Annotated in this window: 11 protein-coding genes; 4 read left to right on the top strand and 7 right to left on the bottom strand. The window is 75.1% G+C overall.

The features are described from left to right. Positions 1 to 3: 3 nt before the first annotated feature. Complete coding sequence (locus tag ACFV1L_RS22915) at positions 4 to 543, bottom strand: hypothetical protein (protein WP_380368515.1); 540 nt, start codon at positions 541 to 543, stop codon at positions 4 to 6. 337 nt (positions 544 to 880) lie between these two features. Between ACFV1L_RS22915 and ACFV1L_RS22910 the strand changes: the two genes are divergently transcribed. Together ACFV1L_RS22910 and ACFV1L_RS22905 are read left to right on the top strand one after the other, a co-directional pair. Then, entirely contained in the window at positions 881 to 1,714 is an 834-nt protein-coding gene (locus ACFV1L_RS22910) for an SAM-dependent methyltransferase (RefSeq protein WP_380368513.1), read from the top strand. 402 nt (positions 1,715 to 2,116) lie between these two features. Continuing rightward, positions 2,117 to 2,554, top strand: a complete 438-nt coding sequence (locus ACFV1L_RS22905; RefSeq protein WP_380368511.1) for a DUF4440 domain-containing protein — start codon at positions 2,117 to 2,119, stop codon at positions 2,552 to 2,554. A 47-nt stretch (positions 2,555 to 2,601) separates the two neighbouring features. On the opposite strand, the gene lanL is transcribed toward ACFV1L_RS22905, so the two are convergent. The 6 genes from lanL to xylA form a co-directional block, all read right to left on the bottom strand. Continuing rightward, positions 2,602 to 5,100: a class IV lanthionine synthetase LanL gene (gene lanL, locus ACFV1L_RS22900; protein WP_380368508.1), complete on the bottom strand. Its 2,499-nt coding sequence runs from the start codon at positions 5,098 to 5,100 to the stop codon at positions 2,602 to 2,604. Between the two features lie 2 nt (positions 5,101 to 5,102). After that, on the bottom strand, positions 5,103 to 5,264 hold the full coding sequence (locus ACFV1L_RS22895; protein ID WP_380368506.1) for an SflA family class IV lanthipeptide: 162 nt from the start codon (positions 5,262 to 5,264) through the stop codon (positions 5,103 to 5,105). A gap of 197 nt (positions 5,265 to 5,461) precedes the next feature. Further along, positions 5,462 to 7,801, bottom strand: coding sequence for an MMPL family transporter (locus ACFV1L_RS22890; protein WP_380368503.1), 2,340 nt, complete (start codon positions 7,799 to 7,801; stop codon positions 5,462 to 5,464). A gap of 235 nt (positions 7,802 to 8,036) precedes the next feature. Continuing rightward, complete coding sequence (locus ACFV1L_RS22885; protein ID WP_380368500.1) at positions 8,037 to 8,528, bottom strand: tyrosine protein phosphatase; 492 nt, start codon at positions 8,526 to 8,528, stop codon at positions 8,037 to 8,039. Positions 8,529 to 8,589: 61 nt separating this feature from the next. Beyond that, a complete protein-coding gene (locus tag ACFV1L_RS22880; protein WP_380368499.1) occupies positions 8,590 to 9,108 on the bottom strand; it encodes a hypothetical protein in 519 nt (172 codons plus the stop codon). Positions 9,109 to 9,713: 605 nt separating this feature from the next. Continuing rightward, on the bottom strand, positions 9,714 to 10,880 hold the full coding sequence (gene xylA / locus ACFV1L_RS22875; RefSeq protein ID WP_380368496.1) for a xylose isomerase: 1,167 nt from the start codon (positions 10,878 to 10,880) through the stop codon (positions 9,714 to 9,716). Positions 10,881 to 11,241: 361 nt separating this feature from the next. Between xylA and ACFV1L_RS22870 the strand changes: the two genes are divergently transcribed. Then, positions 11,242 to 12,762, top strand: a complete 1,521-nt coding sequence (locus tag ACFV1L_RS22870) for an FGGY family carbohydrate kinase (RefSeq protein ID WP_380368494.1) — start codon at positions 11,242 to 11,244, stop codon at positions 12,760 to 12,762. 145 nt (positions 12,763 to 12,907) lie between these two features. Next, positions 12,908 to 13,998 (top strand): ROK family protein (locus tag ACFV1L_RS22865; protein ID WP_380368491.1); only part of this gene is annotated, 1,091 nt, incomplete at its 3' end.

Below are 13,998 nucleotides of genomic sequence, written 5' to 3'. Positions count from 1 at the left end.
CGCTCAGTGGGTGAACCGGAGCACCAGGGTCGAGTCCACGGCGGTCGGGCCGGCCGGGGTGCCGCAGCCGGCGGCGGTGCTGGTGCCCACGCCGTGGACGGTGTCCGCCGGGAAGCGTGAACTGTCTTCGGCGACATGCCCGTTGAGGACGAGTGAGGCCGTGCCGTTCACTCGCACGGTGTCGGAGCCGGCGGGCCGGTCGGCGCGGAGGGTGGAGGCGGTCCCGTCGCTCCAGCGGACGGTGGTGGTGTCGCCGTACTCCTCGCCGGTGCACCGGTCGGCGGGCCTCGGCGCGGTCCGCTCGAAGGTGCCGGCGGGGCCGGGCGCGCCGGCGGCGTCCACGCAGGTCACCGTCCCGGTCGTGGTCAGCGTGTCGGGCTGGTGGGCGGTGCCGGGGGCGAGCGGGCGGTGGGCGTGGAGGACGCACGTGGCGTCGGTGGTGGGCACGACGGCCTCGAAGCGGGCCGAGGCGTCGACCATCATCGGGGCGGCGGCGAACAGCGGAGCGGTGACCAGCAGGGTGCCGCGGGCAGCGGTCTTCATCGACGGAGGCCTCCTGGGGTCCCGGTTCGTGGGGCGGCGGATTCGCAGCAACAACGAGGTTCCGGCCCAGCGGTTCCCGGAACTCCTCCGCACGGGTGGCGGACTGGGCCGATCGGCGGCACCGGCCGGAGCCGGCCCGGCGGGCCGTGCTCGCCCCCGGCGGCGCGCCGCCGTCCCACGAACGGGTGGGATCCGCCGCCCGTCCCGCGGTCCGCGAGGCGTCCGGGGCGGTGGTCGGGCTAGAGTCCGGCACCGGGCGGTCAGGTCGGTGCGCGCGGTGGCGCCGCCGTGCCGGACGGTGCCCGTTCCCCTTCGTCGAGACTGCGGGTGAGGCGCCATGTCCGGTGCGAGGTCCGACAACTCCGTTCCCCCGTACGTCGATCCGACCAAGCCCAGCATCGCCAGGGTGTACGACGCCTTCCTCGGCGGCACCGACAACTACGAGGTGGACCGGGAGGTGGTCCGGCGGGTGCGGACGGTCGCGCCCGACGCCCCGGACCTGGCGGTCGAGAACCGCCGGTTCCTCATCCGCGCCTGCCGGTACCTGGCCGAACAGGCCGGTGTCACCCAGTACTTGGACTGCGGCTCGGGCCTGCCGACGGCGGAGAACACCCACAACGTGGTGCAGCGGGCCAACCCCGGCGCGACGGTCGTGTACGTGGACAACGACCCGCTGGTGGTGGCGCACAGTCGCGCCCTGCTGGAGCGGACCGAGAACGCCGTCATCGTCTCCGCCGACATCTTCCGCCCCGAGCAGCTGCTGTCGAACGCCGTCGTCCGGTCCGCACTGGACTGGGACAGACCGATCGCGCTGCTGCAACTGGGCACGCTGCACCACTGGAACGGCGAGGCCGTGCGCACCCGCCGGGACATCATGCGCGCCTACGTCGACGCACTGCCGTCCGGCTCCTACGTGGCGATCAGCCACTTCCTGGACCCCGAGGACGAACACAGCGCCGTCGCCCGGGCGATGGAGGAGATGTTCCTGCACAGCATGATGGGCAGCGGGACCTTCTCCACCGCGTCCCGGATCGGCGAGATGTTCAACGACCTGGAGCTTGTCGAGCCGGGCCTGGTGCGGTGCGTGGACTGGCGGCCCGACAGCCCGCCCGGCCGGCGCCCGACCACGGCCCAGCGGTGCATCGCCGGCGGCGTGGCCCGCAAGCGGTAGCCCGGCCGGCCTCGCGGTGCTCCCGCCGGACCCGACCCGGCTGCTCAGAACCGCTACGCGCGACGGCTGTTGCGAGTGACGGCCGGCACCCGATCGGGCCGAGCGGGTGGACGGCCGCGATCCGGTTGCCGGGGCGGGGGGGGTGGTGCCGTCGGGGTGGAGACGCCGCATGCCCGCCCCGCTGGTGCAGTACGCGGTCCCACGGTTCCGTGCCACATCGGACTCCCGCCACTCGGCCGGCACCCCGGCCGGCGTGCGCCGCAGGGGCGAACCGGACAGGGGACGGCAGGCCGTGAGAGCGAGTTGACGGTGAGGTGACGGCGGGCCGACGGCGGCGGGCGGCATCGTTCTCCTCGACGGGCGCGCCACACCGGGTGGTCGGCCGCGACGGAGGGGAACACCATGGACGAGGCACTGGTCGGGCGGATGCGGGAGTACCTGGCCGCCGGACTGGCGACGGACGTCGAGGCGCTGGACGCGCTCTACGACCCCGAGTTCGAGAACGTGCGGGTCGACGAGGCCGCCCGGGTGGCGGTGCTGACGAAGGCCGACTTCATGGCCCGGTTCCGCGCCCTGCGCGCGCAGGGTGCGCGGATCGGCGACAGCACCGACGACGTCCGGTTCGTGGCCACCAGCCGGCACGGCGACCAGGGCACCGTCATCGTGTACCGGCAGGAGGACGGCGTCCCCGCCCGCTACACCTACGTGTGGCGGTGGCAGGACGGCCGATGGACCACCCTGCTGCGGGAGTTCACCTTCGAGAAGGACCTCACCGGCCTACTGCGCGCGATGGCGGCCGCGCGGGCCGAGCGGGGCCGAGACGGCGAGGGGCGGGGCTGAGACGGGGACGCGGGCGGCCGCGCGGGGCTGGGCAGCGAGGCACGGAGTCAGGGGAGCGCGGCCGGGCGCGGCCCGGCCGGGTCGGTGAGGCGGCGGAGGAAGCCGAGGACGCCGGCCGTGCCGGTCGCGTACGGGAAGGACTGGCGGGTCAGTCCCGGGTCCGGGAAGACGGGGTGGGACGGCGGGCCGCCGGCGCGAGTGAGGAGGAGGGCCGCGACGGTGGTCGCCGCTGCGTGGAACTCCTCTGCCGAGGGCGCGAGTTCGAGCATCAGCTCGCCGACGCCGGCCAGGCCGCAGCACCTGGTCACCAGGGGCATCCGCGGGGCGACGGCGAGGCAGGCCCGCGCGGAGTCCTCGGCGAGGGCGCGGTACCCGGGTTCGGCGAGCCGGTCGGCGGCGCGGGCGAGGACGATCCCGATGCCCGCCAGGCCGCGACACCAGGAGCCGTAACGGCGGGTCGCCGCAGGGTGGTTGGCGGCCTCGACGATCGCGGGTACGGCGGCGGCGAGCCGCGCGCAGGCCCGGTGCGCGTGTTCCAGGGCGGCCGGGTCGCCGGTGGCGCGGGCGTACTCGAGGAGGAAGTACGCGACTCCGGCGTCGCCGTGGGCGAGGCCCGGCGCGAGGGCCGCGTCGCCGGGACGCGGCTCGGCGGGCGGGGTGAGCCGGGCACCGCCGGTGGTGAGCAGGGCGTGGCAGGCGGCGGCGGTGGCGAGACGGCGTTCGTCGAACTCGGCGAGCAGCAGGTGGCCGAGGCCGATGCCCGCGACGCCGTCGATCAGGTCGGCCTCCGGCGGGCCGCCGTCCGGGCCGTCGGCCGGAAGCGTGACGGCGGTGGCCGCCGGGCGACCGGCAGCGGCGAGGAAGAGGTCGACGCCGGTCCGCCCGGAGTACAACCCCGGTGGCAGCGACCGGGATTGGCGGGCCGTCCAGTCGGCGAGAGCGTCGACGGCGGCGGGCACACCCGGACGGTCCGGGTGCTGGAGGAGTTCCAGGCCGAGGCCGGCGCTGCCGCCGTAGAGGTCGACCGGGGTCGGGACGGCGGCCCGGGCGGCGAGTTCCGGATCGGCGATCCGGTGGGCCTCGGCGACGCAGTACGCCGTGGTCCGGTCCAGGATCTCGGCGAGCAGGTCGGCGGAGAGGCGCGCCGTGGAGCGGACCGGCCCGGGTGCGGCGGAAGCCCGTTGTGCGCCGGCCCGCTGTGGCGCGGAGGCGCGGAGTCGCTCGGCGGCCGCCGTGCGCCTGTCCGGGTCGAGGTCGGTCAACTCCGCGATCAGCGCCCGGAGTCGGTGATGGTCCGCCCCGGGCAGGGCGAACTCCAGGGCTGCGAGGGTGCGTTCACGGTTGGTGGCCGGGTCGGGATCGACGATCACCGGATCCATGCCGGTCGCCGCGAAGTACAGCGTCATGCCCAACCCGTAGTAGTCGTCGGCGGGTTGGGCGGCGACACCCGGACGGACGACCGGATCGGAGTAGCCCGGCGTGGAGCCGGCCGGGCCGGTGCCGTCCACGGCGCTGGTGCCGAAGTCGATCAGCCGGCAGCCGCCGTCGGCGGCGAGCACCACGTTGTTGGGCTTGAGGTCGCGGGCCACCACGCCCCGTCGGTGGACACCGTCCAGGACCCGTAGCAGCTCCCGGCCGAGCGGGAGCGCCCCGCGCGGGCCGAACTCGGCTCCGTGGTACGGGCCGTGGGTGTGGACGTCGCGGCGCAGGTTCCGGTCGCCGCAACTGGTCATCACCAGGTACTCGTCGTCGCGGTGCCGGAAGTGGTCGAGCGCGCGCGGCACGCCCGGCGCGTCGGCCAGCAGGGCGAGGACGGCGCGTTCGTGGCGCAGGCGGTCCCGGGCGTCGGCGCCGTGCTCGTCCTCGGCGACGTACGCCCTGGCCTGCTTGACCACCACGGACGCGCCGCTGACCTGGTCGAGCGCACGGTAGACGTTGCCCTGCGGATTGCGGGTGATGCCGCCGGTGACCCGGTAACGGCCGCCCCCGAAGGCGGAGTCGCCGGCTGCGGCGGGTGGACCGAAGGGGTCCTCGGCCCAGGGCGGGCAGCGGTAGGCGGTGCCGGCCAGGCCGTCGAAGACGCGACCGTCCGGGCCGGTCATCACGGACTCCAGGCGTCCGCTGCGACCGGTGCGGTAGTCGCCGGTGAACGGGCCGTACCGGTAGTACACCGGGGCGTCGGGGTCGAGGCGGCGGTCGCTGACGACCTGCGGGCCCCGGTGCCCGCGCAACGCGGCGACCAACGCCCGCGCCAGCGGCACCAGTTCGTCCGGCGCCGGGTAGACCGTGACCGCCTTGCCGACCGAAGCGGCGTTGACGGTACCGGAGTTGAGGATACGCAGGGTGGCCGCGTCACGGGCCCACTTGGCGTGGCAGACGTGCTGTTCCAGCAGCGGCAGGACGGTCGCGGTGACGGCGTCCAGGGAGTCGGGGCGGGCGGAGACGTGCAGCTTCCAGCCGTGCTCCATCGCCGGCATCCGCGGATCGTGCAGGTACGACCAGGTGTCGTCGGACCAGGGGCGGCGGCCGGCGATGGGCCCGGTCACCGTCAGCGGTCGCAGGCGATGCGGGTGGTGGCGGTCACCCACGGGTCGACCAGGCAGGCCGTGGGGTCGTGGTCGGCGCGGTCGTCGTCCTCGAAGACGAGGATCTCGTCGTCGACCAGCAGCGGACCTGCGTCGCGGATCTCGGCGAGGGTGGCAACGGGCATGTGACGCCTCCAGATCGTGTGGTGCTCCGTCGGGGCCGCGGGTGGGCGGCCGCCGTGGACCGCCGGGCCCGGGTGGGGGCAGCCGTCCTGGACCACGAAGGTAGGGAGCCGCGGTGTGGCTGACAAGGGGGCGGGACGCATCCGTTTCACAGAACGGCCACAACTGGCGGCTCGGGCTGCCGTTCGGGTGCGGTGCATCAACTCCGGTCCGCAGGGGAGGCGTTGTTGCCCTCGGCGTCGATGTGCGGGAGGATCCGGTCCAGCCAGCGGGGCGTCCACCAGGCGGAGCCGCCGAGCAGCGTCATCGCGGCGGGAACCATCAGCAGCCGCACCACGGTGGCGTCGATCAGCACGCTCACGGCCAGGCCGAGACCCATCATCTTGATCACCACGTTGTCGCTCACGATGAACGCCGCGAACACGCTCACCATGATCAGCGCGGCGCAGCCGATCACCCGGGCCGTGGTCTCCAGCGCGTGCGCCACCGCGCCCCGGCTGTCGCCGGTCGCCCGCCACCGCTCGTGCACCCGGGACAGCAGGAACACCTCGTAGTCCATGCTGAGGCCGAACACGATCGCGAACATCATCATCGGCACGTAGCTCTCGATCGGGACCTTGCCCGACACCCCGAGGGTCGGCCCGCCCCACCCCCACTGGAACACCGCCACCAGCACCCCGTACGAGGCGGCGATCGACACCAGGTTGAGGACCGCCGCCTTCAGTGCGACCAGCGGCGCCCGGAACACCACCAGGATGATCAGGAAGGCGAGCCCGACCACCACCGCGATGATCGGCAGCAGCCGGCTCGCCACCAGGTCCAGGAAGTCCACCTGCGCCGCCGTGGTGCCGGTGACGTACGTGGCGGCGGCCGTCCCCGCGACGGCGTCCGGCAGCACGGTGTCCGCCAGGTGCCCGACCAGGTCGGTGGTGGCCCGGTCCTGCGGCGCCTGGGCCGGAACGACGGTCGTGAACAGCACCGCGCCGTCGCCGCTGGTCTGCAACGGCGCGGTGCTCGCCGTGTTCGGGACGCCCGTCAGCGCCTGCTGCACGGACGAGGCGAGGGCCGGCCGGTTCGCGGCCGGGACGGCCGACTGGTCGACCACCACCGTCAACGGCCCGTTGGAGCCCGGACCGAACGCGGCGGACATCAGGTCGAACGCCCGCCGGTCGGTGAACGAGGTCGGGTCCGCGCCGTCACCGATGTGCCCCAACTGGATCGACGGCAGCGGCACCGCCAGGATCACCACCGTGGCCAGCCCCGCCGCCAGGTACCACCACGGGCGGTGCTCGACCCGGCGCGCGTAGCGGTGCCACACGCCGTCGGCCGACGGCCCGTCAGAACTCGTGCCGTCCTCGGCGGAGGAGGCGCCCGTGCCGTCCGCCGCCGAGGCGCCCGTGCCGTCCCTGGCGGAGGCGCCCGTGCCGTCCTTGGCGGAGGTGCCCTCCGCGACCGGGGTGCGTACGGTGAAACGATCCATCCGGCGGCCGATCAGGCCCATCGTCGCGGGCAGCAGCGTCAGCGCGCCGCACACCGCCGTGACCACCGTGACGCCCGCCGCGAGACCGAGCTTCGCCATGAAGCCGATGCCCGACACCGACAGGCCCGCCAGTGCGATCACCACCGTGCAGCCGGAGATCAGCACCGCCCGGCCGCTGGTCGCCACCGCGTGGCCGGCCGCCGTCGGCGGATCGGCGCCGTCCATCAGGTTCTGCCGGTGACGGGTCAACAGGAACAGCGCGTAGTCGATGCCGACGCCCAGACCGATCATCGTGGCCAGGGTCGGCGCGACCGTGGCGAACGTGGTCAGCGCCGCCAGCAGACCCAGCAGCCCGAGGCCGACCACCACCGCGACCAGTGCGCTCACCAGCGGCAGCCCCGCCGCGACCACACTGCCGAACCCGGCCAGCAGCACCAGCACCGCCACCGCGAACCCGATCAGCTCGCTCACCCGGTCGTCCGGCGCCGGACGCGCCAACTCGCCCAGCGGGCCGCCGTATTCGACCTGCACCCCGGCTTGCCGCAACGGCGCCACCGCGGCGTCGACCCGGGACAGGTATCCGGTGCCGAGAGTCGACGGATTCTCGTCGAACCGGACGGTGATGTACGCCGTACGCCCGTCCGAGGACAGTGCGCCGCCCGGCGGCGCGCTCTGCCCCGGCGGCGGCAGCGGATCCTGCGCCGACAGCACGTGCGGCAGGTGCTGGAGGGACGTCACCGCCTGGTCGACCTGCGCCTGAAAGGCCGTCAGCGGCTGGTCGTCGTGCAGCACCACCTGCGCACTCGTCCCGCCCGCCGCCGGCTCGTGCGCCTGCAGCACGTCGCGGCCGTCCTGCGCCTGGGTGCCCGGCAGCGAGAAGTCGTCCGAGTACGTGCCGCCCACCGTGCGGTCGGCGACCTGCACCCCGGCCAGCACCAGCAGCCACCCGACGATCACCACCACCGGATGCCGCGCGCACCAACCGCCGACCCGCCACAGCAGCCCCCGGCGCGGAGCCGCCGCACGGCGCTCGGACCGGTCCGACGCGGACGAGGCCATCAACCCTCCCACGGGCCCACCGTCACCACGCGCAGTGACCGGGACCTCCACGGTAGGCGGACCGGAACCGCGCGCCCGCGCCCGCCCGCGGTGCGACACTCCCGAACCACCCGAACGCCGGGCCCGGCACGAGGGAGCACTGCCGACGGGGGCAGCCACGAGATGTCGGATGTGGGGGTCGGCGGCGGGGTTCGGAGGCGGGGTCCGGAGGCCGTGAGGAGCGTCGGAGGAGGAGTCAGGTGGTGGGTGAGGGGAGGGCGGTGGTCCAGGCGCGCTGCTCGGCGGTGTCCGGGACGGGCAGGCCGCGGGCCCGGGCGATCCGGTCCCAGGCGGAGTCGCCGTCCACGCCGTCCAGGATCAGCACGGCGGCCGCGAGCAGTGAGGAGCGGCCGATGCCCGCCCGGCAGTGGAACACCAGGTGGCCGCCGGAGCGCAGCCGCCCGGTCAACGCGTCCAGGGCCGGGCGGACTTGGGCGTGCGCGGGGACGGTGCGGTCCGGTATCGGCAGGGAGTGGAACCGCAGGCCGGCCGCGACGGCGAGCTCCGGCTCGTCGGCCAGCGCGAGTTCGGCGCACTCCGACGGCGTCAGGGCGCTGACCAGGTCGGTGACTCCGGCCGCGGCGAGCGCTGCCAGTTCGTCGGCCAGCCAGTCGCCGCCGCGCGGCCGGGCCATGGTGCTGACGCGGCCCGGCCCGGGCCGCTCGACGGTGAACAGGGTGGGGCGCATACGGGGACGGACCTCTCGGGCGGTGCGGGGTGCGGGCGGCACAGGGCTCGGGAGCGCGGGCTCAGGTGGTGCGGCGCTGTCGGGCGGCGCCGGTCCAGCGCGGCTCGCGCAGCGGGGCGAGGAACTTCTCGTGCAGTACCAGCAGCCAGGCCAGCACGATGATGCCGACCACCGGGATGCCGAGCAGCAACAGGATGAACAGCAGCGGGTGTTCGTGGCTGAACGCGTCGGCGTTCAGCGCGAACAGCGTCACCGGGAGGGCGGTCAGGAGCGGGACCAGCACCCAGAAGAACAGGTAGGTCCGCAGGATCTCGCTCGGACGCAGCCTGGCCTCGCCCAGGAACAGGTACTGCGTGGTGCTCGTCGACGCCCCGCCCCGTCCCGCGACGTCGACCGTCTCGCCGACCTTGAGGTAGTAGCGGCCCAGCGGCACGATCGGCAGCATCGCCGCGGTGAACCAGCGGGTGGCGAAGCACGCCCCGTCGGCATCCACCCGGGTCCGGCCGAGCATGGTCCGCCCGAATCCGTTGAACGTCCCGAGGCGCGGTGTCGTGCGCAGCGGAGTGACGTCGTCCGGCATCTACTGATCTCCCGCCCCCGGGTGCCACCTTGACCCGACCAGCATGCCAGGGACGCCCGGGGCGCGTGCAACCGGGTTCGGCCGTCACGCTCCGACGGGCTGGGGCCGCGTGCTGCCTCTGACGCGCCCTCAATCGCGCGGGGCTGGGCGGGGCGGGGCGGCGGCGGGGGCGGACCGGGCGCGGCGGGCGGGGGGTGTGGTCCGCACGGCCGTCTGTCGGCGGTACGGGGCCTTCCGGGCTCCGGGCGGATGGTCGGGGTGTGCGCGGCGAGCGTGCGCACGTGGTTCCGGACCCTGCGGCCCGAGGGCGGAGCGCCGGGTGCGACGACGCATCAGTGGGGCCGGGGGCCGCTCGTTCCTACTGACGGGCCGTCAATCGGCCCGGGAGCAGCCGAGGTCCGCGCTGCCGCCCGACAGTGGTACGGCGCCTCCCGGGCCCGGGCCCCGGGCGGACGGGTGGGGTACGCGCGGCCGAGGCCGTGCAGGCGCTCCCGGACTCCGGCCCGTGGGGAGTTGCCCAGGGGCCGGAGTCCGGGACCGCACCTGTACGCCGGTCAGCAGCTGCCGCCGCGGCGGGCGGAAGCAGGCCCGCCGGCCGTGGCTGCTCAGCGGGCGCCGAGGAGGTGCTCCAGGGCGAGCTGGTCGAGGCGCTCGAACGCCATGCCGCGCTCGGCGGCGGCGGTGACGTCGAACTCCTCGAACGCGGTGCGGTCGGCGAGCAGGGCCGCCAGGCCGTCCGCGGCGGTGGGCTGCGCGAGCTCGTCGAGGCGGGCGGCGAGCAGGGCGTCCTGGACCTCGGGGTCGGCGCGGAACGCGAGGGCGCGCTCCTTCAGCAGCAGGTAGTTGCGCATGCAGCCGGCCGCGGAGGTCCACACGCCGTCGAAGTCCTCGGTGCGCGGCGGCTTGAAGTCGAAGTGGCGCGGGCCCTGGTAGCCGGCCGACTCCAGCAGGTCGACCAGCCAGAACGCCTGGCGCAGGTCGCCCGCGCCGAACCGGAAGTCCTGGTCGTACTTGATGCCGGACTGGCCGTTCAGGTCGATGTGGAACAGCTTGCCCGCCCACAGCGCCTGCGCGATGCCGTGCGGGAAGTTCAGGCCCGCCATCTGCTCGTGGCCGACCTCCGGGTTGACGCCGACCAGCTCGGGACGCTCCAGACGCTCGATGAACGCCAGCGCGTGGCCGATGGTCGGCAGCAGGATGTCGCCGCGCGGCTCGTTCGGCTTCGGCTCGATCGCGAAGCGCAGGTCGTAGCCCTGCTCGACCACGTAGTCGCCGAGCAGGTCGAACGCCTCCTTCAGCCGGTCCAGCGCGGTGCGGACGTCCTTCGACGCGCCGTGCTCCGCGCCCTCGCGGCCGCCCCAGGCGACGTAGACGGTGGCGCCGAGCTCGACCGCGAGGTCGATGTTGCGGATGGTCTTGCGCAGCGCGTAGCGCCGGACGTCGCGGTCGTTGGCGGTGAACGCGCCGTCCTTGAACACCGGGTGCTTGAACAGGTCGGTGGTGGCCATCGGCACCCGCAGGCCGGTGGACTCCAGGGCGGCGGCGAACCGCTTGACGATCGCCTCGCGCTCGGCGTCCGAGGAGCCGAACGGGACGAGGTCGTCGTCGTGGAAGGTCACGCCGTAGGCGCCGAGCGCGGCCAGCTTCTCGACCGTCTCGACCGGGTCGAGGGCCGGGCGGGTGGCGTCGCCGAACGGGTCGCGGCCCTGCCAGCCGACCGTCCACAGACCGAAGGTGAACTTGTCGGCGGGGGTGGGGGTGAGCGGGCTCATCGCGTACTCCAAACGCTGGGAGTCGACCGGGGGATCGACAGGGGGTTCGACGAAGAGTCTATTCGTCAGGCCGGAAGACAAATTAATATGGGTCGGCCCGCGAGGGAAGCCCCCGGGCGGAAGCTCGCTCGGGGGCCACGCCCCGGGACGGCACTCCGGGGCGTTCCGGGAGTGCGGCTGGAAAACGCTTTCCGCTTGCAGGAGTGGAGCCGGAAAGCGCTTTCCTCGCCGGCTCCGAGCACCACCCGAGTACCGCCCGAGTACCGCCCGAGCACCGCCCGAGCACCGTCCCGAACGCCCGTCCCGACAGATCCCCCTCCGGGGGCCACGGCCCCGACAGACGCAGAACAGGAGCACGCCCATGGCACACCCGCAGGTGGTGATCGGCGTCGACAGCTCGACCCAGTCCACCAAGGCGTTGGCCGTCGACGCCGAGACCGGACGGGTCCTCGGCGAAGGCCGTGCCCCGCATCGGGTCGACTCCCGGCACGGGCAGGAGAGCGATCCCGAGCAGTGGTGGGAGGCCCTCAACTCGGCTGTCACCGCCACTGGTTGGGCCGACCGCGCGCAGGCGCTGTCGATCGGCGGGCAGCAGCACGGGCTGGTCACCCTGGACGCCGCCGGCCGCCCCGTCCGGCCCGCGCTGCTGTGGAACGACGTCCGCTCCGCGCCCCAGGCGGCCGAGCTGGTCGGCGAGTTCGGCGCGGACTGGTGGGCGGCCGAGCTGGGCAGCGTCCCCGGCGCGTCCTTCACCGCCGCCAAGTGGGCCTGGCTGCGCGCCAACGAACCCGCCAACGCCGACCGCACCGCCGCGGTCCGCCTCCCGCACGACTACCTCACCGAGCGCCTCACCGGGCACGCCGTCACCGACCGCGGCGACGCGTCCGGCACCGGCTGGTGGACCCCGGACGGCCCGCACCCCGCCGTGCTGAAGCGGATCGGCCTCGACCCCGCCCTGCTGCCAGCCGTCGCCCCGGCCGGCACCGTCGCGGGCCGGGCCCGCCCGGGCGGCCCGCTGCGCCCCGGCACCCCGGTCGCCACCGGCACCGGCGACAACATGGCCGCCGCGCTCGGACTCGGCCTCACCGCCGGCACCCCCGTACTGAGCCTCGGCACCTCCGGCACCGTCTACACCGTCGCCCGCAACCGCCCGGCCGACCCGACCGGCACCGTCGCGGGCTTCGCCGACGCCCTCGACGGCTGGCTGCCGCTGGCCTGCACCCTCAACTGCACGCTGGCGGTGGACCGGATCGCCGCCCTGCTCGGCCGCGACCGCAACGCCGTCGAACCCGGTGGCACCGCCGTCCTGCTGCCGTACCTGGACGGCGAACGCACCCCCGCCCTCCCGCACGCCAGCGGACTGCTGCACGGCCTGCGGCACGACACCACCGCCGGCCAGCTGCTCCAGGCCGCGTACGACGGTGCCGCGTACTCGCTGCTCGCCGCCCTCGACGACGTCCTCGCCGTCGATGCGGTCACTGCCCTCGACGCCGCACACCCCGCCGCCGCACATCCCGGCGTCGCACATCCCGCCGCCGCGCACGCCGCGCACGCCGCCAGGGCGGTCACCGGGTCCGACCCCGCGCAGCCGCTGTTGCTGATCGGCGGCGGCGCGCAGGGCCGGGCCTGGCAGGACACGGTGCGGCGGCTGTCCGGCCGTCCCGTCCAACTGCCCGCCGCCGGCGAGCTGGTGGCCCTCGGTGCGGCGGCGCAGGCCGCCGCGCTGCTGACCGGTGAGCGCGCGGACGCCGTCGCGCGTCGGTGGGGGACCGCCGACGGCCCGGTGCTGCCCGCGCTCGAACGCGACGACGCGGCGCTCGAACGGATCGCGACTACCATTTCGCAGGCGGCGGACCTGCAGGGCAGCGGTCCGCGGCAGTGACCGGATGAAGGCGGGACGGGCCCGGGCCGCACACCAGGCGGCCCGGGCGACAGCGGAGCGGAGACGAAGGAACGTGGCAGCGGACGGGCGGCAGCCGGCCGACAGCGGCCCCGCGGCGCGGCGTGGCCCCGCGTCCCAGCAGGACATGCGGCGGCAGAACCTCGCCCTGGTGATGCGCACGGTCGCCGACGCGCACCCGCTGTCCCGCGCCGACGTGGCCGGGCGGACCGGTCTGACCCGCACCGCCGTGTCCAGCCTGGTCGACGAACTCATCGGCGGCGGGCTGCTGGTGGAGGGCGAGTTGGAGCGCAGCGGCCGGGTCGGCCGGCCCGGCCGGGCGCTGGTCCTGAACGACCGCGGGCCGGCCGGGCTCGGCCTGGAGGTCGGTGTCGAGCACCTCGGCGCGTGCGTCGTCGACCTGCGCGGCGAGGTCCGGGTGGCGCTCCACCGCCCCGCGCCGAACGCCGAACGGTCCGCGGACGAGACCCTGGCCGAGCTGGCCGAACTCGCCGCGCGGGCCGAGGCGGAGGCCGTCGCGCTCGGCCTGCGGGTGGTCGGCCGGGTGCTCGCCGTCCCGGGCTCCGTGCGCGTCCCGGTGGACGGGCCCGGCCGCTACCTGGAACACGCCCCAAACCTCGGCTGGCACCAGCTCGACGTGCCCACCGCCTGGCCGGGCCCGGGCGCCGCGCCCGCCGTCGAGAACGAGGCCAACCTCGGTGCGTTGGCCGAACTCTGGCAGGGCGTCGGCGCCGGCACCTTCCTGCACGTCTCGGCCGGCGAAGGCATCGGCGGCGCGCTGGTGCTGGACGGCCGCCTGTTCCGCGGCGTCCAGGGCTTCGCCGGCGAGCTCGGCCACCTCACCGTCCGCCCGGGCGGACGGGCCTGCTCGTGCGGCGCCCGGGGCTGCCTGGAACCGTACGCGGGCCTCGCCGCGGTGCTGCACGCCGCTGACCTGACGGACCATCAGGGTGACGATGCGGTGGCCGCGTTGGCCGCCGCCGCGGAGGCCGGCGACGCGGTCGCGTTGAGCGCCCTGCGGCGCGCCGGCGCCGCCCTCGGCACCGCGCTGGCCGCGGCGGTGAATCTGGTCGACCCGGCCACCCTGGTCCTCGGCGGCGCCTACGCCGACCTCGCGCGGTGGCTGCTGCCCGCGATGCGCGCCGAACTCGCCGCGCTGATCCGGGTCCGCCCGTGGCCCGAAGAGGCGCTCCGTGCTTCGCCGTTGGCCCGCCGCGC

This window comes from Kitasatospora sp. NPDC059646 (genome assembly GCF_042734615.1).
In the GTDB taxonomy this organism is placed as follows: domain Bacteria; phylum Actinomycetota; class Actinomycetes; order Streptomycetales; family Streptomycetaceae; genus Kitasatospora.
The sequence above is the reverse complement of the archived record's forward strand: the minus strand, read 5'-3'. Positions and strand labels throughout refer to the sequence as shown.